This is a genomic window from Streptomyces spinosisporus (genome assembly GCF_022698145.1).
GTDB classification, from domain to species: Bacteria; Actinomycetota; Actinomycetes; order Streptomycetales; family Streptomycetaceae; genus Streptomyces; species Streptomyces spinosisporus.
Genome location: NZ_JALDAX010000007.1, coordinates 230,364 through 250,194, shown reverse-complemented (window position 1 = coordinate 250,194; position 19,831 = coordinate 230,364). Strand labels below are relative to the sequence as shown.

Annotated in this window: 21 protein-coding genes; 10 read left to right on the top strand and 11 right to left on the bottom strand. The window is 71.6% G+C overall.

What is annotated here, in order from left to right:
- A complete protein-coding gene (locus tag MQN93_RS20630; RefSeq protein WP_242710710.1) occupies positions 1–1,311 on the top strand; it encodes an FtsX-like permease family protein in 1,311 nt (436 codons plus the stop codon).
- Positions 1,312–1,410: 99 nt separating this feature from the next.
- On the opposite strand, the gene MQN93_RS20625 is transcribed toward MQN93_RS20630, so the two are convergent.
- Entirely contained in the window at positions 1,411–1,980 is a 570-nt protein-coding gene (locus MQN93_RS20625; protein WP_242710709.1) for a TetR/AcrR family transcriptional regulator, read from the bottom strand.
- A 145-nt stretch (positions 1,981–2,125) separates the two neighbouring features.
- On the opposite strand from MQN93_RS20625, the gene MQN93_RS20620 reads away from it, so the two are divergent.
- From MQN93_RS20620 to MQN93_RS20610, 3 genes are all read left to right on the top strand, one after another.
- Positions 2,126–2,986, top strand: coding sequence for an AAA family ATPase (locus MQN93_RS20620; protein WP_016430834.1), 861 nt, complete (start codon positions 2,126–2,128; stop codon positions 2,984–2,986).
- Positions 2,983–4,365, top strand: coding sequence for a vWA domain-containing protein (locus MQN93_RS20615; RefSeq protein ID WP_505016692.1), 1,383 nt, complete (start codon positions 2,983–2,985; stop codon positions 4,363–4,365). Before MQN93_RS20620 ends, MQN93_RS20615 begins: the two co-directional genes overlap by 4 nt.
- A gap of 91 nt (positions 4,366–4,456) precedes the next feature.
- Positions 4,457–5,431 carry an NAD(P)-dependent alcohol dehydrogenase gene (locus MQN93_RS20610; protein WP_242710708.1) on the top strand — a complete coding sequence of 325 codons (975 nt, stop codon included), beginning with the start codon at positions 4,457–4,459 and terminating at the stop codon, positions 5,429–5,431.
- A gap of 31 nt (positions 5,432–5,462) precedes the next feature.
- Here the strand turns inward: MQN93_RS20610 and MQN93_RS20605 are convergent, their stop codons facing one another.
- The gene (locus tag MQN93_RS20605; RefSeq protein WP_016430837.1) at positions 5,463–5,825 is read right to left on the bottom strand and encodes a cupin domain-containing protein; all 363 of its coding nucleotides are present in this window, start codon (positions 5,823–5,825) and stop codon (positions 5,463–5,465) included.
- 159 nt (positions 5,826–5,984) lie between these two features.
- Between MQN93_RS20605 and MQN93_RS20600 the strand changes: the two genes are divergently transcribed.
- Positions 5,985–6,380, top strand: coding sequence for a nuclear transport factor 2 family protein (locus tag MQN93_RS20600; RefSeq protein ID WP_242710707.1), 396 nt, complete (start codon positions 5,985–5,987; stop codon positions 6,378–6,380).
- On the opposite strand, the gene MQN93_RS20595 is transcribed toward MQN93_RS20600, so the two are convergent.
- The 5 genes from MQN93_RS20595 to MQN93_RS20575 all read right to left on the bottom strand — a co-directional run bounded on the left by MQN93_RS20595 (position 6,375) and on the right by MQN93_RS20575 (position 11,336).
- A complete protein-coding gene (locus tag MQN93_RS20595; protein ID WP_016430839.1) occupies positions 6,375–7,358 on the bottom strand; it encodes a pyridoxal-phosphate dependent enzyme in 984 nt (327 codons plus the stop codon). The genes MQN93_RS20600 and MQN93_RS20595 overlap by 6 nt on opposite strands.
- Before the next feature lie 8 nt (positions 7,359–7,366).
- Positions 7,367–8,056, bottom strand: a complete 690-nt coding sequence (locus MQN93_RS20590) for a helix-turn-helix transcriptional regulator (RefSeq protein ID WP_242710706.1) — start codon at positions 8,054–8,056, stop codon at positions 7,367–7,369.
- A gap of 84 nt (positions 8,057–8,140) precedes the next feature.
- The gene (locus MQN93_RS20585) at positions 8,141–9,472 is read right to left on the bottom strand and encodes a DUF8825 domain-containing protein (protein ID WP_016430841.1); all 1,332 of its coding nucleotides are present in this window, start codon (positions 9,470–9,472) and stop codon (positions 8,141–8,143) included.
- Between the two features lie 87 nt (positions 9,473–9,559).
- Positions 9,560–10,366 carry an SDR family NAD(P)-dependent oxidoreductase gene (locus MQN93_RS20580; protein WP_242710705.1) on the bottom strand — a complete coding sequence of 269 codons (807 nt, stop codon included), beginning with the start codon at positions 10,364–10,366 and terminating at the stop codon, positions 9,560–9,562.
- 4 nt (positions 10,367–10,370) lie between these two features.
- Positions 10,371–11,336 (bottom strand): pirin family protein, encoded by a 966-nt coding sequence (locus MQN93_RS20575; RefSeq protein WP_242710704.1) that lies wholly within the window; start codon positions 11,334–11,336, stop codon positions 10,371–10,373.
- A 109-nt stretch (positions 11,337–11,445) separates the two neighbouring features.
- Between MQN93_RS20575 and MQN93_RS20570 the strand changes: the two genes are divergently transcribed.
- The 3 genes from MQN93_RS20570 to MQN93_RS20560 all read left to right on the top strand — a co-directional run bounded on the left by MQN93_RS20570 (position 11,446) and on the right by MQN93_RS20560 (position 12,817).
- Positions 11,446–11,937: a MarR family winged helix-turn-helix transcriptional regulator gene (locus MQN93_RS20570; protein ID WP_242710703.1), complete on the top strand. Its 492-nt coding sequence runs from the start codon at positions 11,446–11,448 to the stop codon at positions 11,935–11,937.
- The gene (locus tag MQN93_RS20565) at positions 11,934–12,389 is read left to right on the top strand and encodes a winged helix DNA-binding protein (RefSeq protein ID WP_242710702.1); all 456 of its coding nucleotides are present in this window, start codon (positions 11,934–11,936) and stop codon (positions 12,387–12,389) included. The genes MQN93_RS20570 and MQN93_RS20565 overlap by 4 nt, the downstream gene beginning before the upstream one ends.
- An 80-nt stretch (positions 12,390–12,469) precedes the next feature.
- Positions 12,470–12,817: a tetratricopeptide repeat protein gene (locus tag MQN93_RS20560; protein ID WP_016430846.1), complete on the top strand. Its 348-nt coding sequence runs from the start codon at positions 12,470–12,472 to the stop codon at positions 12,815–12,817.
- A gap of 104 nt (positions 12,818–12,921) precedes the next feature.
- Here MQN93_RS20560 and MQN93_RS20555 read toward each other — a convergent pair whose 3' ends face one another.
- A complete protein-coding gene (locus MQN93_RS20555) occupies positions 12,922–14,322 on the bottom strand; it encodes a PepSY-associated TM helix domain-containing protein (protein ID WP_242710701.1) in 1,401 nt (466 codons plus the stop codon).
- A 157-nt stretch (positions 14,323–14,479) separates the two neighbouring features.
- Between MQN93_RS20555 and MQN93_RS20550 the strand changes: the two genes are divergently transcribed.
- Positions 14,480–15,124, top strand: a complete 645-nt coding sequence (locus MQN93_RS20550) for a peptide deformylase (RefSeq protein WP_242710700.1) — start codon at positions 14,480–14,482, stop codon at positions 15,122–15,124.
- A gap of 63 nt (positions 15,125–15,187) precedes the next feature.
- Here MQN93_RS20550 and MQN93_RS20545 read toward each other — a convergent pair whose 3' ends face one another.
- The gene (locus tag MQN93_RS20545) at positions 15,188–16,621 is read right to left on the bottom strand and encodes a dihydrolipoyl dehydrogenase family protein (protein ID WP_242710699.1); all 1,434 of its coding nucleotides are present in this window, start codon (positions 16,619–16,621) and stop codon (positions 15,188–15,190) included.
- Between the two features lie 121 nt (positions 16,622–16,742).
- Here MQN93_RS20545 and trxA point away from each other — a divergent pair, with 121 nt between their 5' ends.
- Positions 16,743–17,129 carry a thioredoxin gene (gene trxA / locus MQN93_RS20540; RefSeq protein WP_016430850.1) on the top strand — a complete coding sequence of 129 codons (387 nt, stop codon included), beginning with the start codon at positions 16,743–16,745 and terminating at the stop codon, positions 17,127–17,129.
- A gap of 51 nt (positions 17,130–17,180) precedes the next feature.
- Here trxA and MQN93_RS20535 read toward each other — a convergent pair whose 3' ends face one another.
- Positions 17,181–18,617, bottom strand: a complete 1,437-nt coding sequence (locus MQN93_RS20535) for a benzaldehyde dehydrogenase (protein ID WP_242710698.1) — start codon at positions 18,615–18,617, stop codon at positions 17,181–17,183.
- Between the two features lie 30 nt (positions 18,618–18,647).
- Positions 18,648–19,826, bottom strand: coding sequence for a 4-hydroxybenzoate 3-monooxygenase (locus MQN93_RS20530; RefSeq protein ID WP_242710697.1), 1,179 nt, complete (start codon positions 19,824–19,826; stop codon positions 18,648–18,650).
- Positions 19,827–19,831 lie beyond the last annotated feature (5 nt).

Sequence of the window (19,831 nt, the reverse complement as noted above, 5' to 3'; positions counted from 1 at the left end):
ATGTTCGTACTGGCGATGCGGTCGGTCCGGCAGCGGCCCGGGCGCTTTCTCGCGACGCTGCTGTCCGCCTTCCTCGGCGCGGTGATCGTCATGATGTTCAACTCGCTGCAGGACACGGCCGGACAGGCCGGTGTGGACGCGGTCAGCCACGACACCCTCAGCACCTCCGCGAGCGTCGTCGGCGGCTACGGCACCCTGCTGGTGTTCTTCGCCGTCGCCTCCACGCTCACGGTCAACGTCCGTCAGCGCACTGCCGAGTTGGAGCTGCTGCGCTGCTCGGGGGCGACCCCGGCGCAGATCAAGCGGATGGTCGTGGGTGAGGCGGTGGCCGTGGCGCTGATCGGGGCGGTGCTCGCGATCGGCCCGGCGATGCTCGGCGGACGGCTCCTGCTGGACGCGTTCCAGGACAGCGGGCAGGTCGCGCGGTCGGTCGACTACTCCTTCGGGGTGTTCGCGCTGGACTCCGGCATCGCGGTCACGCTGCTCGCGGCGGCAGGCGCCGCCTTCCTCGCCGTACGGCGGGCCACGCGCCGGCGTGAACAGCGAGGCAGGGCACGGACGTTGCTCGCGTACGCCGCTCTCGGCGTCGGCGGTGTGTCGGTGCTGTCGACGTTCGCGTTCTCGGCGAAGGACGCCGCGCTGATGGCGCCGCCCGCGTACGGTGCGATCCTGCTGTCAGTGGGCTTCGCGCTGCTCGCGCCGCGGCTGCTGAAGGGCGTGCTGGACCGGCTGGAGCTGACCGGCGCGAGCGGCTGGCTGGCGGTGCGCAATCTGCGCGAACGGGCGGACCATCTCGCGGGGATCCTGATGTCGCTGATCCTCTTCACGGCGATGGCCACGGCGACGCTCTACATGCAGGCGGTGGAGAGCGACGCCATCGAGGCCTCGGGGCTGACGAAGTCAGTCGACGCCAAGAACCTGGAGTCGCTGAACCTCACCGTCGTCGGCATCATCGTGGTCTTCGTCTGCATCATGCTCGTCAACTCGCTCTACGCGGCCACGACTTACCGCCGCCGGGAGTTCGGACAGCAGCGGCTGGCCGGTGCGACGCCAGGGCAGGTGCTGGGCACGGTGGGCGCCGAGGGGCTGATCGTGACGGTCGTCGGCGTGTCCTTCGGCACGGTCGCGGCGCTCGCGGGGATCGTCCCGTTCACGCTCGTCCGCAGCGACTCGGTGCTGCCGCACCAGGGATTCGGCATCTACGTCGCGGTCGTCGCGCTCGCCGTGGCCGTGACGCTGGGGACGAGCCTGGTGACGGCGCGGCGGGCGCTGCGGGCTCCGGCGGTGGAGGCGGTGGGGCTCGCGGCGTGAGGGGAGGGCGCGGGGGCGCGTCAGGGGGAGGCGAGGGGCGGCTGCTGCGGCGGTCGCCCCTTTCGCCGTGCTGTACCTGTTTGTGCCGCGCCCGTTTCGCTATGCCACGCCCGCCGCATCCAGCAGAGTCGTCGCCGTCGCCGTGGTGAGTCCGTCCAGCTTCTCGATGCGGGCTCCGGCGCGGGCGCTGGCGCCGTCGAAGACCAGCATCAGCTGACGGGCCAGGAGCTCCGGGTCCCGGGCGCCGCCGAGCTCCGCCTGTGTGCGGAACGCCTCCTGCAGCTGCTCCTTGGCCTCGCGGGCCACCAGGCTCGCCGGGTGCTCGGGGTCCTTCAGCTCGACCAGCGCCGCAAGGAAGGGGCAGCCCTGGTAGTCGGGCTCGACCGACATCTTCTCGGCCTTCTCGAAGACGTACAGGATGCGTTCGCGCGGCGTGTGGGCGTCGTCCGGGCCGGGCTGGAGCTGGGCCGCGTATCCCGGGGCACGGCGCTCCAGACTCGCCGCGAGCACCTCGTCCTTGCTCGCGAAGAGCTGGTACATCGACCTCTTGGAGACTCCGGCGGTCCGGCACAGGGCCTCGACGCCGATGGAGACGCCGTCGCGGTAGAAGAGCTCGGCGGCCGCGTCGAGCAGCCGGTCCTTCGTGGACGCCTTGTCTGTCGTGGTCATACGGCGAGGTTACCTCCGTCGACCGCGGCATGGAAACCGATCGGTCTACCCTGTGACCCCTGCCATGGCCCCGTGACAGACTCGATGAACAAGCGCTTAGATAGTACTTCCGCCCCTGTAGAGCTGTGTCGAGCTGGAGGCCCCGTTGCTGTTCAAGTCTGTCGACGACGTCGCCGAGCGGCTGGCCGCCACCGGATACCTCGCCTCGCCCGCGGTCGCCACGACCGTCTTCCTCGCCGACCGCCTGGGCAAGCCGCTGCTGGTGGAGGGCCCCGCCGGCGTCGGCAAGACCGAGCTCGCCAAGGCCGTGGCCGAGGTGGCCGGGGCGCGGCTGGTCCGGCTGCAGTGCTACGAGGGCGTCGACGAGTCCCGGGCGCTGTACGAGTGGAACCACGCCAAGCAGCTGCTGCGGATCAGCGCGGGCCGCGACGAGTCGTGGGACGAGACACGCACGGACATCTTCAGCGAGGAGTTCCTGCTGACCCGCCCGCTGCTCACGGCGATCCGCGGCGACGACCCCAAGGTCCTGCTGATCGACGAGACCGACAAGGCCGATGTCGAGGTGGAAGGTTTGCTCCTGGAGGTGCTGAGCGACTTCCAGGTCACCGTCCCCGAGCTGGGCACGATCACCGCGACCCGCCGCCCCTTCGTGGTCCTCACCTCGAACGCGAGCCGTGAGCTGTCCGAGGCGCTGCGCCGCCGCTGTCTGTTCCTGCACATCGGCTTCCCGGACGAGGAGCTGGAGCAGCGGATCGTACGGCTGAAGGTGCCCGGCCTGGACGAGGCGCTGGCCTCCTCGGTGGTGCGGGTGGTGGGTGCGCTGCGCGCCATGGATCTGCGCAAGGTGCCGTCGGTCGCCGAGACGATCGACTGGGCCCGCACCCTGCTCGCGCTCGGCGCCGACACGCTGGACGAGACCGTTGTGCACGACAGCCTGGGCGTCCTGCTCAAGCATCAGGACGACGTCCTCAAGGCGGCGGCCAAGCTCGACCTGGACGCCGTGTGACCGCGCCAGAGGCTACGGCCCCCGAAGCGGCCGCGCCCGGAGTGGCGGAGCGCCTCACGTCCCTCGTCGGGGCGCTGCGGGCGCACGGCATGCGGATCGGCACCGGCGAGACCGTGGACGCGGCGCAGGCGGTGGCGGCGCTGGGTCTGACGGACCGGGAGGCGCTGCGGGAGGGCCTGGCCGCGACACTGCTGCACGGCACGGTCCAACGCCAGGTGTTCGACCCGGTCTTCGACCTGTACTTCCCGAGCGGCATCGGCGCGCCCGACGGCGGCCCCACGGACCGGGAGGAGCTGCGCGAGCGGCTCGCCGAGGCGCTGGCGGCGGGCGACGAGGCCCTGATGGCGCGGCTGGCGGCCGAGGCCGTGGACGGCTTCGGGGGTTACGGCTCCCCCGGTTCGGGCGGCTGGTCCTCGCAGCAGACGCTCGACCGGCTGCGCCCGCAGACGCTGTTCGCCCGCGTCCGCGACAACCTCCGTGCGCGGAACGGCACTTCGGGGTTCACCGACCGGCTGCTCGAGGACGAGATCAGACGGCGTGTCGAGACCTTCCGGCGGCAGGTGGCCACCGAGGCCCGGCGCCGCGTCGCCGAACGGCGCGACCGCGACCAGCTGGCCCGGCGCGCGGTCGCCACGACGCCCGACCGGCTCGACTTCCTGTACGCGGGCAAGCTCCAACTGGCCGAGCTGCGCCGCATGGTGCAGCCGCTGGCCCGCAAACTCGCCACCCGGCTCGCGGCCCGCAGACGGCGTGCCGCACGCGGCAGCATCGACCTGCGCCGCACCCTGCGCGGATCGCTGTCGACGGGCGGTGTGCCGGTCAATCCGGTGCTGCGTCGGCGTCGTCCGGTACGGCCCGAACTGGTGCTGCTGTGCGATGTGTCGGGGTCGGTGTCCGGGTTCTCGGACTTCACGATGCTGCTGGTGCAGGCGCTGCACGACCAGTTCAGCAAGGTGCGGGTGTTCGCCTTCGTCAACCGGCTCGACGAGGTGACGCCGCTCCTCGAACACGGCGCAGCCGACCCCCAGGGTCTGGGCGCGCGCATCCAGGCGGAGGCGACCCTCACGGGCTGGCACGGCAGCAGCGACTACGGCGTCGCCCTGGGCGAGTTCGCCGAGCGGTACGGCGACGCGGTCGGCCCGCGCACCACGGTGTTCGTGCTCGGCGACGCCCGGACGAACATGAGCGACCCGAACCTCGCGGCGGTGCGGCAGATCGCCGAACGCTCCCGCCGCGTCTACTGGTTGAACCCCGAGCCACGCGCCCAGTGGGGCACGGGCGACTCCGCCGCACCCGAGTACGCGGAACTGGTGGAGATGCACGAGTGCCGCAACGCCCGCCAGCTCGGCGCCCTGATCACCCGGCTGCTTCCGGTCTGAGCACCAACTCCTCCCCGGGGATTAGGGCTTGTCCCCGATTTCCGTACGGTCGTCCCTTCTCTACGCTCCAGACAAGCAGAGGGGGGCTCTCATGAAGGCAGTGACGCAGGACCGGTACGGCTCCGCGGACGTGCTGAAGGTGACGGAGGTGCCGAGGCCGGTGCCCGCCGAGGGCGAGGTGCTGGTGCGGGTGCACGCGGCGGCGGTCAACGCCTACGACTGGCACTTCCTGCACGGCGACCCGAGGATCGCCCGGCTCTCGATGGGGTTGCGCGGCCCGAAGGAGCGGATCCGGGGCCGGGACTTCGCGGGCCGTGTGGAGGCGGTCGGCAGCGCGGTGAAGGGGCTTGCTCCGGGCGACGAGGTGTTCGGCGAGGCCGACGGGGCGTTCGCGGAGTACGTGTGCGCGGCGGACGACTGCGTCGACCGCAAGCCGGACGGCCTGAGCTTCGAGGAGGCGGCGGCCCTGCCGCTGGCGGCGAACACCGCGCTGATCGGCCTGCGGGACGTGGCGGGGCTGCGGGCGGACCAGAGCCTGCTGATCAACGGCGCCTCGGGCGGTGTGGGCCCGTTCGCCGTGCAGATCGCCAAGGCGTACGGCGCCCGGGTGACGGGTGTGTGCAGCTCCAGGAACGTCGACCTGGTGCGTTCCCTGGGCGCGGACCACGTCATCGACTACACGCGTGAGGACTTCACCCGCGGCAAGGACCGCTACGACGTCGTCCTGGACCTGGTCGGCAACCACTCCCTGAGCGAGTTCCGGCGCGCCCTGACCCCGTCCGGGACGCTGGTGCTGTCCGGCGGCGGTGTGTTCGAGGGCGGCAGCCTGTTCGGCCCGCTGGGCCTGTTCATCAAGGGTCGCGCCCTGGCTCCCTTCGTCAGGCAGCGTGTCCTTCAACTCCCCGCGAAGGCGAGCAAGAAGAACCTGGCCACGCTCCGGGAGCTCGTCGAGTCCGGGAAACTCACCCCGCACATCGAGCGCACCTATCCGCTCGACGAGGCGCCGGCGGCGATCCGTCACCTGGAGGTGGAGCACGCCCGCACGAAGATCGTCATCACCGTGTGAGCGTGCTCCGTCCGGTGCCCTTCCGTCGCACCTATCCCTTGGCCTTGGCGTAGTCCGTCGCCATACCGCCCGCGAAGTCGTACACCACGCACGGCTCGTCGCCGACGACCCAGGCGTCGTGCCCGGGGCTGACGACGAAGACGTCGCCCGGTCCCACTTCGCGTTCGCCGCCGTCGTCCATGCGGATCTGCATGCGCCCGGAGACGCAGTAGCCGTTGTGATGGACCTGGCAGCTCTCCGTCCCGGCGATCGGCGCCACGGACTCCGACCAGCGCCAGCCCGGCTCGAAGGTGCCCACCGCGAAGTCGAGCCCGCTCATATGGACGGCTTCGAGATGGCCGCGCGGGAAGTCGCGCCGCTCGTCCGGCTTGTCGACAGCCTTGACCTCGATCATGACGGCTCCCTTCGTTGCGAGCCCCGCCGACCACACCATCGTCCGCCTGTCCAGTCGGCGACGCCATTCGGGTGCCGCCGCGCGGACAAAATGGTCATACGAGCGCAGAATGGGGCCCGAGGCCGCTATCGCCGAACCATCGGAAAGGTGGCGATCATCGTGGCTGAACACCCTCACGCACTGCTCGTCCGCAGGGGATACGACGCCTTCTCACGCGGTGACATGGACACCCTTCGCTCGCTCATGACGGGGGATGCCACCCACCACGTACCCGGAAGCCATCCACTGTCCGGGGACTTCAAGGGAGTGGACGCGACGCTCGACATGTACCGACGCCTCTTCGAGGAGACGGGCGGAACTGTCCGGGTCGAGGTGCGCAGCATCCTCGTGGACGGCCGTGGCCACGCCGTCTCCCTCCATCGCTTCACCGCAGAGCGGAACGGCAAGAAGATCGACGAGACGGGAGGGATCATCTTCCGGATCGTCGGGGACAAGATCACCGACCTCGACGAATGCGTCGAAGACATCGACAGGAGCAACGAGTTCTGGTCATGACTCCCCCACCCGGCCGCACAGCCGGGCGAACCGGTCCGCGTCCACATTGCCGCCGGAGACGATGACGCCGACCCGCGGCGGCAGGGATTCCACCCGCCCGGCGAGCAGCGCGGCCAGCGGGGTGGCGCCACTCGGCTCGATGACGATCTTCAGGCGCTCGAAGGCGAAGCGCATGGCGTCCCGGATCTCGTCGTCGGACACGAGGGCGATCCCGTCGACGAGCCTGCGGTTGACGGAGAACGTCAGCTCGCCGGGCGTCTCGGCCGCCTGTCCGTCGGCGATCGTGCGCGGCACCGGAATGGTGACGCGCCGTCCCGCCTCCAGGGACCGTTTGGTGTCGTCGCCTGCCTCCGGCTCGATGCCGACCACCCGGATCCCGGGGTGCAGCCCCTTGGCCGCGGTGGCGGAGCCGGCGATCAGCCCGCCGCCGCCGACGGGCACGATCAGCGCGTCCAACTCGCCGGTCTCCTCCAGGAGTTCGAGTGCCGCGGTGCCCTGTCCTGCCAGGACGTGCGGATGCTCGTAGGGCGGGATGAGGGCGAGGGAGCGCTCGGCGGCCAGCGCCTCGCCGACCGCGACACGGTCCTCGGTGTAGCGGTCGTAGGTGACGACCTCGGCGCCGTAGCCGAGGGTGGCCTCGCGCTTGGAGCGCGGGGTGTCCTCAGGCATGACGATCACGGCGGAGGTGCCGAGTTCACGGGCGGCGAGGGCGACGGCCTGGGCGTGGTTGCCGGAGGAGTAGGCCGCGATGCCGCGCGACAGCTGCTCCGGGGTGAGCCGGGAGGCCGCGTTGTAGGCGCCGCGGAACTTGAAGGCGCCCACGCGCTGGAAGTTCTCGCACTTGAGGTGGACCTCGGCGCCGACGAGCGCGTCGAGGGTCCGCGAGCGCAGCACCGGGGTGCGGTGGGCGACGCCCTTGATCCGGGCGGCGGCGTCACGGATGGAGTCGAGGGTGACGGGTGCGGTGGTGGTCGTCACGCGTGTCCTTAGGTGGTGGTCGGGTCGGCGGCGGCGCGCGCCTGGGAGAGATAGCTGTAGGCCGAGGCGCGGGAGATGCCGAGCCGGGCGGCGACCTGTTCGACCGCCCGCCGCACGGCGAACACTCCGTGCTCGTCGAGGCTGTGGAACAGGTCGAGGCGTTCGGTGCGGTCGAGCGCGGACCAGCTCTGGTGCCGCCCGAGCCGGTGAGCGTCGAGGATGGCGTCCACGACGGAGTCGATGTCGTTGCCGAAGGCGGTCACCGGTGGTTCGGCGGATGCGGCCGAGGGGCCGGCCAGTCCGCCGAGCAGCGCCTGGGCTTCGCTCACCACGGTGACGTCGACGTTGACGCACAGGGCGCCGAACACCGCTCCCGTGGAGTCGCGCAGCACCATCGTGGAGGACTTGACCAGCTTGCCGGCTCCGGTGCGGGTGACGTAGTTCAGGTCGTCGGCCGCCTCGTCGCCGCGCGCGAGGATCCGCATGCCGATCTCGCTCATCGCCCCGCCCACGGCCCGCCCGGTCACCGAACCGGCCACGGCGACGACCGACTGCTCCGGCCGCCGGTAGTCGTGCAGGACGACCTCGCACATCGGCCCGAAGGTGGCCACGAGCCCGTCGACGACGGAGCGCAGCGCGGCGAGGATCGCATCGCGCTCGGTGTTCGGGGTCGGGGGCGGAGTCTGTTGTGCGGCCATATTCCTTAGACTAGCAGTCTAGCTCCTGGACGGATAGTCCAGCCTTCCTTTCGCCGGCAGAGACCACGGTCCAGGTCGATACCTCTAGAACGCGGAGTCATGAGTGGCCGCATACGCCAGCGCCTCGCGCGCGGCATGGCGATCGCCGACCGTCTCCCACCAGGGATGGGTGTGCATCTCCTCGGCCAGACGCCGGCAGCGCTCCCGGGCGTCCCCGAGCCGCTCCCGCTGCTCCGCGGTGATCTCGGCGCGTCCCGCCACGATGTCCGCACCGCTGGGTAGGTGCGCCGCGATGTCGGCACTGTGCTCCAGGGCCCGGGTGAAGGTGCGCCGTGCCGCCACGAGGTCGCCGGGTATGACGAACTCGCCCACCGTGAAGGGCCGGGAGAACGCGGCCGGTCCCGGTTCGGTGTGCCAGAGCGAGGCGTCGATGGGCCGCTCGTCGTCGCGCGCCCGGGTGAGCTCGCAGCGCACGCCGTCCCCCGGTCCGTCGGCCCCCGCCTCCGCCCGGGGAACGGGCAGCGGCTGCGCGCCGTCCGGCCCGCTCTCCGGCGGGGCGCCCGGCACGGGCTCGGGGCGTCCTTCGAGGAACTCCTCCTTGTCGCCCGGGGTGACCCACATGTGCCAGCCGCGGCGACCCGCCGGGTGGGGCAGGTAGAGCGAGACGAGTTCGCCGGTGGCGGTACGGCGGATGACGTCGTCGTAGTACAGACCCCGCACCGGTTCCCACAGCGCGTGCCTGCCGCCGCAGCGGCCGGCGCCCCGGCTGCGGCACGGCACCGGGTTGCTCCAGTCGCAGCGGGACATGTGCAGATGCTTGATCCCGCCGCGCACCGGAAGGGCCGCGCGGTCGGTGACGTCGCGCCAGCTCTGCACGTTCAGCCGGGCCCAGGGGGCGCGGTCGATGGGGATCGCGTTCTCGTTGTTGACGAGCCACAGCGGGGTGAGGCCCTGCACGCGGGCGCGGCGGGTGCGGTCGTCCACGGAGCCGCCCGCTATCGCCGCGAGTTGTATTTCGTACGCGAGCCGGTGTGTGCCGGCGCCTTCCACCGTCACGTCCGTGCGCCCTTTTCCGCTGCCGGCGTCTTCCGTCCGCGTGACCCGGAAACCCTCGTCCGAGGCGACCTCGGCGGTGTAATCCCTCAGGGCTTTGTGGAGATCACTCTCCGCCTTTGTCTCGCGGCGTTCCCCTTTTGCCACATGCATGGCGTGCGGGCGGCCGCTGACCTTGCGGATAGCCATGAAGCCGGGGCAGACGAACCCTTCGTCCTCGTGGGCTTCCAGGCAGTAGAGAAGATCGGGCTGGTAATTGCCGTATATCTCGTCGAGCAGCCCCGGGTATTCGGGGTGCCCGAGATCCGCCTCGGTCAGATCGAGCGTGATGCCGAGGCCCCTGTGCCAGACGCTGTAGGTCATATGGCGAGAGTAGGACGCACCACTGACAATCGGCCTTTTCCTTGATCGTCAGCCCCATTTCGCGCATACCTGCGCGGCCGTAAGGGATCAAGTGCGGAGGTACGACGCGCCGTTCACGTCGACGACGGTTCCCGAGGCCCAGACCGCCGCGTCGGACGCCAAAAAGTGGACCGTGGCGGCGATCTCGGCCGGGGTGCCGACCCTGCCGAACGGGCTTTCGTTCCGCAGCCGTTCGCCTTCCGGCCCGGAGAGCTTCGCGGCCTGCCGTTCGGTGGCCACGAAGCCGGGCGCGACGGAGGTGACGGAGATCCCGTGCGGGGCTAGCGCCACGGACAACGACTGGCCGAGAGCGTGCAGTGCGGCCTTGGTCGCCCCGTAGGCCGGGAAGTCCGGTTCCCCGCGGAACGCACCGCGAGAGCCGATGTTCACGATCGCTCCGTGCGCACCGCGGTCGATCAGATGGCGGGCGACCGCCCAGCTCAGGTCGGCCGCGCCGAGCAGGTTGACCTGGACCATACGGCGCCAGATCCGCTGCCAGTCGGCCAACGGGACGTCGGAAATGGTGTGTCGGGTGTCCGCCGTGGGCGCGAGGCCCGCGTTGTTCACCAGCACGTCCACCTCGCCCAGCGCGGTCACCGCCTCGGCCACCAGCCGCTCCGCCGCGTCGGGCTCGCCCAGGTCCGCCTGGAGCAGTGCGTGTCCTTGGCCCGGCAGCTTCCGCAGGGTCTCCTCGGCGTCCGTGCGGCGGCCGGCGTACTGGATCGCGACACGGTCGCCGCCTTCGGCGAAGGCCAGCGCGACCGCCCGCCCGATGCCGCGCGAACCGCCGGTCACCAGTACGCCCCTGCGCCGGCTCACCGGCTCCTTCTCCCCCTGCACAGCGTGCGTCGCCACACGGTCAGCGCACCCTTCCCCGCGGCTTCAGCGGGACCGGGGGCAGTTCGGGCGCCGGGAGCGGGTCACCGTCGTAGCCCTTCACCTCGCCGAAGCGCGTGCCGGTCATCCAGTCCGTGCGGGCCTGTTCGATCTCCTGCTGGGTGCGGCCGATCCAGTTCCAGAACATGATCAGCTCCTCCTCGAACGGCTCGCCGCCCAGGAGCATCAGCCCGGCGTCGGACTCGGCGCGCAGCGGGAGTTCGGTGCGGCCGCAGCCGAGGTAGAGCATCGAGCCCGGCAGCAGCGGCACGCCGTCGACGTGGGCCTCGCCGGACATGGACAGCACGGCGTACTCGAAGTCCGGCTGGAGCGGAAGCCGTACGTCCGCGCCCTGCGCGAGGGCCAGGTCGGCGCCGACGATCGGGGTGTACGTCGTACCGGGCGAGGTGGCGCCGTCGAGGTCGCCCAGGATCAGCGTGGCCTTGAGGCCGGGCGCGGTGACGAGGGGCAGTTCGGCGTGGTGCTCGAAGTGCGGGTCGGTGTGGCGGTGGCCGTCCGGCAAAGCCACCCACAGCTGCGCGCCGTGCAGCAGACGGGCGTGCGGCCGGGGGCTCTCCTCGGAGTGGCTGATCGCCCGGCCCGAGGTCATCAGGCCCAGTTCGCGGGGGCGGATGGTCTGCAGGCTGCCGGTGGAGTCGCGGTGCAGGACCTCGCCCTCGTGCAGCCAGCTCACCGTCTGCAGTCCCATGTGGGGGTGCGGCGGCACCTGCATGCCGGGCTCGTCGGCGATGTCGTCGGGGCCGTAGTGGTCGACGAAGCACCAGGCGCCGACCATGCGGCGGCCCAGGTTCGGCAGCAGTCGGCGGACTTCGGTCGACTCGCCGAGCTTCACGCGGCGGGGGCTGAGGAGTTCACGCACGGGCTCCGCCACCACGAAGCCGCGGCCGCCGCACAGAGCGGGAACGGCCTCGCGATCAAGATTGCTCATGGCGCCAAGGTAGTCCTGTCGGGGGCGGTACGTCAGTCCGTCACCCGGGCGGTACGGTCCGCGTTCTCAATAGTAGCCATGGCTATAGTAGCCATGTACTGTATTTGCCATGAGCCAAGGTCTGGAGAAGGCGACGCCCGGCTTTCTGGTGTGGCGTCTGTCGATGAAGTGGCGTGTGGCGGTCGACCGTGCGGTGGCCCCGCTCGGTCTCACGCACGCGCAGTACTCGCTGGTGGCCTCGCTGTACGGCATGCAGGGCGGCGGAGAGCGCCCCAGCCAGCGCCGGCTCGCCGACCACACCGGGCTCGAACCGCTCTACGTGTCCAAGCTGGCCCGCGCCCTGGAGACGGCCGGCCTGCTCGAACGCACCCGGGACCCCCGGGACCCCCGCGCCGTGCAACTGGCCCTCACCGAACAGGGCCAGGAGGTCACCGCACGCGCCATCAAGGTCGTCCACGGACTGCTGCAGCAGCTGCTCGGACCGCTCGGCGGCCTCGACAGCCCGCGCGCGCGGGAGTTCAGCCGCGACCTCGCGACCCTGCTCGACGCACCGCTCGACCATGCAGCCATGGACAGCGAATCCGACAAGGAGCAGTCATGACCACCACCCCCAGCACCACTCCCCTGCTCGACCCCCGGGTCATCGCCCTGGCCCACTACGCGGGCCGCGCCCTCCTGGAAAACGTGCTGGCCCGTCACGGCGTGACATTCCAGCAGTCCGTCACTCTACGACTCGCGGCCGTCGCCGAGGGACCGGTCGGCCGGGCCGCCATCACCGACGGCATCGTCGGCTCACTGAAGATCGACACGGCGGAGGCGGACTCCGTGGTGGACGAGCTGATCGCGGCAGGGCTCCTGGCCCCCGAGGGGACGTCCCAGGTGCGGATCACGGACGCCGGACGGGAGTTGTACGAGACGACCTCGGCGGAGACCGCGCCCATCTCGGCGCGTATCTACGCGGGCATCCCCAAGGAGGACCTCGCCGTCGCCGGACGCGTGCTGACCCTCATCACGGAACGGGCGAACGCGGAGTTCGCGGCCCTCACCAAGTGACCCACCCCAAGGTGATCCACGCCAAGTAGTGGAATATTGAACTACCTCGGATCCGTTGTGGCCCTCGAAGGAGGTCACGAGTGGACACGACGTACTACGACCACGGAACACCGGCAGAGCGCTGGGAGCGCGCGCAGATGTTCTTCGACGCCAAGGACTACGCCGCCGCGGCGCGCGTGCTGGGCGGTCTCGTCGAGGAGGTACCGGAGCAGACCGGCCCGCGACTGCTGCTGGCACGCTCCTACTACCACTCGGCCCAACTGCGCCGCGCGGAGACCGAGTTGCGGGTCATCGTCGAGCGCGACCCGGTGGAGCACTACGCCCGGCTGATGCTCGGCCGCACGCTGGAGCGGCAGGGACGGCAGGACGAGGCCGACACGCATCTGCGCATCGCCTCGGCGCTGGCGGGCGACTTCGAGCAGGTCTGAGCAGGCCTGAACGAGGTCTGACCTAGGTGTGACCGAGGTCTGAGCGAGGTCGCGCCGCCCCACGGCCGGGCCCGGTTCCCCACAGGAGCCGGGCCCGGCCATCGTCATCCGGCCGCCGTGGACGACCGGGCCCGCCGGTGCGCGATCTCGCCCAGCACGACGTCCACGACGACGAAGGCGGTCAGCGTGATCCCGAGCAGGGGCACGAAGTAGCCGACGACCGCGACGACCGCGACCGCCGGGACGAGGAACAGCGGAGGCACCTGCTGCCAGGCGCCACGCGGGATCGGCCGGCCGAAGGCGGAGCCGCGGCCGCGCTGCCACCACATGCGGTAACCCCAGACGATCAGCAGGATCAGGGCGAGCGCGAGCAGCATCAGGGCGATCTGGTTGACCAGTCCGAACAGGTTGCCGGTGTGCAGGTCGATGCCCCAGCGGGTCAGCTTCGCGAGCAATGGATAGTCGTCGAACCGGAGCACGTCGGTGACCTCGCCACTGGCCGGGTCGACGGCGACCGAGTCCTGCTTCTCGGGCCAGCTGCGCTGTATCTGACTGACCACGTACGCCGAGTCCGCGTCGGCGGGCGGCACGATCTCCACGGGGTTGCCCAGCCCCTCGGCGCGGGCCGCCGCGAGCACCTTGTCCAGGCCCACGCCGTGCTCACCGGCCCCCGTGGACGCGGCGGCGCCGTGGCCCGCGTGCTCGCCGCCCGCCGTCGCGGAGACGGACGGGGTGGCCTGGCCGAGCGAGGTGCGCAGTTCGTCGATGTTCGCTCCGGCATACGTCGACCAGGTCAGACCGGTCGCCGAGAGGAAGAGGAACCCGGCGGCGGCCCAGACGCCGATCGTGCCGTGCAGGCCGAGGGTGCGGCGCCGGCCGCTGGTGCCGCGGACCTTGCGCAGCGCGCGGCGGCGGGAGAACCACAGCACCAGGCCACCGCCCGCGATCACCCACAGCCAACTCGCGGCGAGCTCGCTGTAGAGGCGCCCGGTCTCACCGAGGTGCAGATCGCGGTGGAACTCGTCGATCCAGGTGCGCAGCGGCAGCGCGCCGGAGGAGCCGTACTGCTCCAGGGCGCCGCGCACCTCGCCGGTGTACGGGTCGACGAAGACGGCGAGGGAGTGGTCGGGGTCGACGCCCTTGACGCCGGACAGCAGCACCCTGGTGGTGGCGTCGGCCTCCGTGGCGGGCCGTATCGCCGACACCATGCCCTCCGGGTGGGCCTTGCGGGCGGCGGCCACCTGGTCGGAGATCGGCAGTTCGGTGTCGCCGACCCGGGCGACGGTCAACTCGTCGGCGTAGACCAGCTTTTCGGCCTGGAACGAGCCGGCGTACAGAAACCCGGTGACCGCCGCGACGAGCAGGAAGGGTGCGACGAGGGCTCCGGCGTAGAAGTGCAGACGCAGCACCAGGGGGCGTAGTGGCGCCCAGCGGCTGGGGGACGGCGCCGGGGTGGTGGCCGGCGGCGGGGCCTCGTCTGTGGTCGTCGAGGGGGCGGTGGACATCTGAGGGCTGCTCCGGGGGACGGGGACGGGGACGGGGACGTGAGAGTCGTAGCGGTCCAGTAGTCGGAGGGAGCGCGCGCCGAGTTCCCCGGAGGGTCAAGTGGTCTGTGTCACAAGGCGCGACAGGGGTGGCGGGAGGCCGTGGCATCCTGGCCCGATGGCAACTCCCCCCAACCATCCGCCTCTTGCCGAACAGGTCGAGGCGCTGCTCGCCGCCGACGGCCCGCTGACCATCGTCGCCGCCGGGGACCCGGTGCTGCGGCGCGGCGCCGAGCGCTTCGACGGTCAGCTCGACTCCGCCCTGCTGGCCCGCTTCGTCGAGGCTCTTCGCGTCACCATGCGTGCCGCGCCGGGCGTGGGCCTCGCCGCGCCCCAGGTCGGTGTGCCGCTGCGGATCGCGGTGATCGAGGACCCGGCGGAGGTGCCGGACGACGTACGGCTGGCGCGCGGCCGGGAGCCGCAGCCGTTCCGCGTTCTGGTCAACCCGTCGTACGAGCCCGTCGGTTCGCGGCGTGCGGCCTTCTTCGAGGGCTGTCTGAGCGTGCCGGGCTGGGCGGCGGTGGTGGCGCGGCATCGCGAGGTGCGGCTGACCGGCGAGGACGAGCACGGCCGCGCGCTGGACGAGGTCGTCCGCGACTGGCCCGCACGGATCGTCCAGCACGAGACGGACCACCTCGACGGGACGCTGTACCTCGACCGCGCGGAGCTTCGCTCGCTGTCGTCCAACGAGGCGATGGCGCAGCGGTGGACCCAGCCGGGCCCGGAGGAGGCGGCACGGGCGCTCGGGTTCCCGCTGCCGTGACCAAAACGGCGCCCCCGCCACGGCTGACCGTGGCGGGGGCGCCGAACTCTCCGTACGGGTACGTCAGTTGTCGCGGTACGTCTCCAGCAACCGCAGCCAGACCTCGCTGATCGTCGGGAACGACGGGACCGCGTGCCAGAGCCGGCTGATCGGGACCTGACCGGCGACCGCGATGGTCGCCGAGTGGATGAGTTCGCTGACGCCGGGCCCGACGAAGGTGACGCCGCGCAGGATCTCCTCGTTCAGGTCCACGATCATGCGGGCGCGGCCGCGGTAGCCGTCGGCGTACAGGCCCGCTCCGGCCGCGGAGGCCATGTCGACGTCGACGGCCCGCACCCGGTATCCGGCCTGTTCGGCCTCCGCGAGGGAGAGGCCGACGGCCGCCGCCTCCGGGTCGGTGAAGACGACCTGCGGGACGGCGTGGTGGTCGGCGGTGGCCGCGTGAGCGCCCCAGGGGTCCGACTCCAGGATCGGTACGCCCGAGGCGCGGGCGGCGATCGCGGCGCCCGCGATACGGGCCTGGTACTTGCCCTGGTGGGTGAGGAGCGCGCGGTGGTTGACGTCGCCGACCGCGTAGAGCCAGTCGCTGCCGGTCACCAGCATGCTGTCGTCGACCGACAGCCAGCCGCCCGGCTCCTGGCCGACCGTGTCCAGGCCGATGTCCTCGGTGCGCGGCCTGCGGCCGGTGGCGAAGAGGATCTCGTCGGCCTCGATACGGTCGCCCTTGTCGGTGACGACCACGACCGTGCCGTTCTCGCGGGTGACCGACGCGACCGAGGTGCCGGTGCGGACGTCGGCGCCGGCCTCGGTGAGCGCCTCGACGACGAACTCGCCGGCGAAGGGCTCCATGCGGTTGAGCAGGCCCTTGCCGCGGACGAGGAGGGTGACCTGCGAGCCGAGCGCCTGCCAGGCGGTGGCCATCTCGGTGGCGACCACTCCCCCGCCGACCACCACGAGACGGCCCGGCACCTCCTGTGCGCTGGTGGCGTCACGGCTGGTCCACGGCTTGACCTCGGCCAGGCCCGGCAGATCCGGCAGCACGGCGTCGGTGCCGGTGCAGACGGCGACGGCGTGCCGGGCCGTGAGCACCTTGCGGCTGCCGTCGGAACCGGTGACGGTCACCGTGCGGGGGCCGTCCAGGCGGCCCTGGCCGCGGTACAGATCGGCGCCGATGCCGTCCAGCCACTGGGCCGCGCCGTCGTCGTGCCAGTCGGATGTGTAGTAGTTGCGGTGTGCGAGGACCGCGGCCGCGTCGAGGGGGCCCTGCACCATCTGGCGCAGGCCGGGGACCCGGCGGGCGTCCGCGCGGGCGAGGGCGGGGCGCAGCAGGGCCTTGCTGGGGACGCACGCCCAGTACGAGCATTCGCCGCCGACCAGCTCGCGCTCCACGACCGCGGTGGACAGGCCGGCCGCGCGGGTGCGGTCGGCGACGTTCTCCCCCACGGGCCCGGCCCCGAGCACCACGACGTCGTACGCGATGGTTTCCGATTCCGTCATGGGCTCAGTCTGGTGGGTGGTGTGCGCTCAGGCCACACGGGTAGGGGCGCGGAATACGTGACCGGTCGGCCGCGTTGTGCCGACGGCTTCGCCATCGACAGCAGGAAGAGGGATTCGCGTCATGAGCAGCACCGTGGAGCTCACCAAGGAGAACTTCGACCAGACGGTCACGGACAACGAGTTCGTCCTGATCGACTTCTGGGCGTCCTGGTGCGGCCCGTGCCGTCAGTTCGCGCCGGTCTACGAGAAGGCGGCCGAGGAGAACCCCGACCTGGTGTTCGGCAAGATCGACACCGAGGCGCAGCCGGAGCTGGCCGCGGCCTTCGGCATCCAGTCGATCCCGACGCTGATGATCGTCCGCGACCAGGTCGCCGTGTACGCGCAGCCGGGCGCCCTGCCCGAGGCCGCCCTCACGGACGTCATCGGGCAGGCCCGGAACCTGGACATGGACGAGGTCCGCAAGGCGGTCGAGCAGCAGCAGGCCCAGGCCGAGCAGAACGGCCAGTAGGGCCTGGGGCACAACGGCCGGTAGGCCCTGGAACAGAACGGCCGGTAGGCCCTAGAAGGGATACGGCGCGACGTCACCGCGCACCGTCGTCCAGCGCACGTCGGTGAAGGCCTCCAGGTTGGCCTCGCCGCCGAAGCGGGCGCCGGTGCCGGACGCGGCGACGCCGCCGAAGGGGGCAACGGCCTCGTCGTTGACCGTCTGGTCGTTGATGTGCACGATCCCGGTCGGGATCCGCTCGGCCAGATCAAGGCCGCGGGCCGCGTCACGGGTGACGATGCCGAGCGAGAGGCCGTACTCCCCGTTCGCCGCCAGGGCCGCCGCCTCGTCGGCGGTGGTGAAGGGGCGTACGGGCGCGACCGGTCCGAAGACCTCCTCGGCGTAGGCGGGGCTGCGGTCGTCGACGCCGGCGATGACCGTGGGCCGGTAGAAGAGCTTCTCGTGGGTGCCGCCCGCGGCCAGCCTGGCGCCGCCGGCGGTGCTGTCCTGCACGAGCCGGTGCACCTTGGTGAGCTGGGCGTCGTCGATGATGGGGCCCAGGTGGACCTGTGCGCGGTGCGGGTCGCCGACGGCGAGCGAGTCGGCCTTGGCCGCCAGACGGTCGACGTACTCCTCGTAGATCGACCGGTGGACGAGGTGCCGTCCGGTCGTCATGCAGATCTGGCCCTGGTGGAAGAAGGACCCCCAGGCGGCCGTCGAGATCACGGCGTCGAGGTCCGCGTCCTCCAGGACGACCATGGCGGAGTTGCCGCCGAGTTCCAGGTGCACGCGCTTGAGGTGGCGGCCGCCCGCCTCGCCGACCGCGCGGCCCGCCGCGGTGGACCCGGTGAAGGAGATGACGGGCACGCGCGGGTCGGCGACCAGCGCCTGGCCGACGTCCGGGCCGCCCGGCAGCACGTGCAACAGGTCGTCCGGAAGGCCTGCCTCGGCGAACACCGCGGCGAGGGAGAGTCCGCCGCAGACCGCCGTGCGCGGGTCCGGCTTCAGGACGACCGCGTTGCCGAGGGCGAGGGCCGGGGCGACGGAGCGGATCGAGAGGATCAGCGGGGCGTTGAACGGCGCGATCACGCCCACCGCGCCGACCGGGACGCGTCGCGTGTACGACAGCCGGGGCGCCTCGGTGGGCAGGACCTGACCGGCCGGGCGGGAGGCGAGGGCGGCGGCCTCGTAGCACTCCTGGGCGGCGACGTGCAGCTCGAAGTCGGCCTTGCCGGGGATGGAACCGGACTCGCGCACGATCCACTCGCGCAGTTCGTCGGCGTGTGCCGTGAACAGGTCGCCGGCCTTGCGCAGGACGCCCGCGCGGACGAAGTGCGGGGCGCGCGCCCATGCGGTCTGGGCGGCGCGGGCGGCCTCGGAGGCCGTGCTGACGTCGTCGGCCGAGGCGAGGGTGACGGTGGCGAGCGTGTCGCCGGTGGCGGGCTCCGTGACGGCGTACTCGGGCCCCGACAGGGAGTGGGGTTGCCAGGTCTTCGGGTCGAGCAGCGGCATGACGGCTCTCCGTTTCGTCGCCGGTGGGACTCACGGCATGAGCGGAAGTCCCGTGTAGTTCGCGGCCAGTTCGGCGGCCGCGTGGCGGGATGCGGCGATCCGGCGCAGACGTGCCAACTGCAGACGGCTCTCGAACGCATCCCCGTCTGGTTGAGCATGCAACATCTTAGTCATGTCGTACGAGAACCGCGTGGCCTGCCACACGCGCGCGAGGCACATCTGCGAGTAGGCGTCGAGGAGTTCCTCCGATCCGGTGCGGTGCAGTGCGGCGAAGGCGCGGCCGAGGACGCGGACGTCGGAGACGGCGAGGTTGAGGCCCTTGGCGCCGGTCGGGGGCACGATGTGGGCGGCGTCGCCGGCCAGCAGCAGCCGTCCGTGGCGCATCGGTTCGTGGACGTAACTGCGCATCGGTGTCACGGACTTGGCGGTGATCGGGCCGCGGCGCAGGGTCCAGTCGGCGTCGATGGCGAAGCGGGCGGCGAGCTCGTCCCAGATGCGGTCGTCGGGCCAGTCGTCCGCGTCGGTGCCGTTGGGGACCTGCAGATACAGCCGGGAGACATGCGGGGAGCGCATGCTGTGCAGGGCGAACCCGGCCTCTCCGCGCGCGTAGATCAGCTCCTCGCAGGAGGGCGCCACGTCGGCGAGGATCCCCAGCCAGGAGTACGGGTAGTCGTGTGCGTACGAGCGGCTGACGGCGTCCGGGAAGGTGTCGCGGGAGATGCCGTGGAAGCCGTCGCAGCCGACCACCCAGTCGCAGGTCAGGGTCTGCTCGCGGCCCTCGTGCACGAAGCGCACGAGGGGCGAGGCGCTCTCCGGCTTCTCGATCACGAGCGCCTCCGCCTCGAACAACAGCGGTGGCCCCTCGGCCAGTTGGAGGGCGACGAGGTCCTTCACGATCTCGGTCTGGGCGTAGATCGTGACGGTGCGGCCGCCGGTGAGGGTGGGGAAGTCGATGTGGTGGCGCTCCCGGTCGAAGCGCAGCTCGATGCCCTGGTGGACCAGACCCTCGGCGTGCAGCCGCTCGGCGGCGTCGGCCTCGTGGAGTGCGTCGACCGTGCCCTGTTCCAGCATGCCGGCGCGCTGGCGGTGCTCGACGTACTCCCGGTCGCGGGCCTCCAGGAGGACGCAGTCGATGCCCGTGCGGTGCAGCAGCCGGGCCAGGAGCAGCCCGGCGGGGCCGCCGCCGATGATGCCGACTGTCGTGCGCATGGGCC

Bases quoted from the DNA above. Each gene is read 5' to 3' on its own strand.
- MQN93_RS20535 (WP_242710698.1), bottom strand. From the start codon at position 18,617: ATGCCGCTGCTCGACCCGAAGACCTGGCAACCCCACTCCCTGTCGGGG.
- MQN93_RS20630 (WP_242710710.1), top strand. From the start codon at position 1: ATGTTCGTACTGGCGATGCGGTCGGTCCGGCAGCGGCCCGGGCGCTTT.
- MQN93_RS20555 (WP_242710701.1), bottom strand. From the start codon at position 14,322: ATGTCCACCGCCCCCTCGACGACCACAGACGAGGCCCCGCCGCCGGCC.
- MQN93_RS20545 (WP_242710699.1), bottom strand. From the start codon at position 16,621: ATGACGGAATCGGAAACCATCGCGTACGACGTCGTGGTGCTCGGGGCC.
- MQN93_RS20610 (WP_242710708.1), top strand. From the start codon at position 4,457: ATGAAGGCAGTGACGCAGGACCGGTACGGCTCCGCGGACGTGCTGAAG.
- MQN93_RS20570 (WP_242710703.1), top strand. From the start codon at position 11,446: ATGAGCCAAGGTCTGGAGAAGGCGACGCCCGGCTTTCTGGTGTGGCGT.
- MQN93_RS20565 (WP_242710702.1), top strand. From the start codon at position 11,934: ATGACCACCACCCCCAGCACCACTCCCCTGCTCGACCCCCGGGTCATC.
- MQN93_RS20585 (WP_016430841.1), bottom strand. From the start codon at position 9,472: ATGACCTACAGCGTCTGGCACAGGGGCCTCGGCATCACGCTCGATCTG.
- MQN93_RS20605 (WP_016430837.1), bottom strand. From the start codon at position 5,825: ATGATCGAGGTCAAGGCTGTCGACAAGCCGGACGAGCGGCGCGACTTC.
- MQN93_RS20530 (WP_242710697.1), bottom strand. From the start codon at position 19,826: ATGCGCACGACAGTCGGCATCATCGGCGGCGGCCCCGCCGGGCTGCTC.
- MQN93_RS20575 (WP_242710704.1), bottom strand. From the start codon at position 11,336: ATGAGCAATCTTGATCGCGAGGCCGTTCCCGCTCTGTGCGGCGGCCGC.
- trxA (WP_016430850.1), top strand. From the start codon at position 16,743: ATGAGCAGCACCGTGGAGCTCACCAAGGAGAACTTCGACCAGACGGTC.
- MQN93_RS20550 (WP_242710700.1), top strand. From the start codon at position 14,480: ATGGCAACTCCCCCCAACCATCCGCCTCTTGCCGAACAGGTCGAGGCG.
- MQN93_RS20625 (WP_242710709.1), bottom strand. From the start codon at position 1,980: ATGACCACGACAGACAAGGCGTCCACGAAGGACCGGCTGCTCGACGCG.
- MQN93_RS20590 (WP_242710706.1), bottom strand. From the start codon at position 8,056: ATGGCCGCACAACAGACTCCGCCCCCGACCCCGAACACCGAGCGCGAT.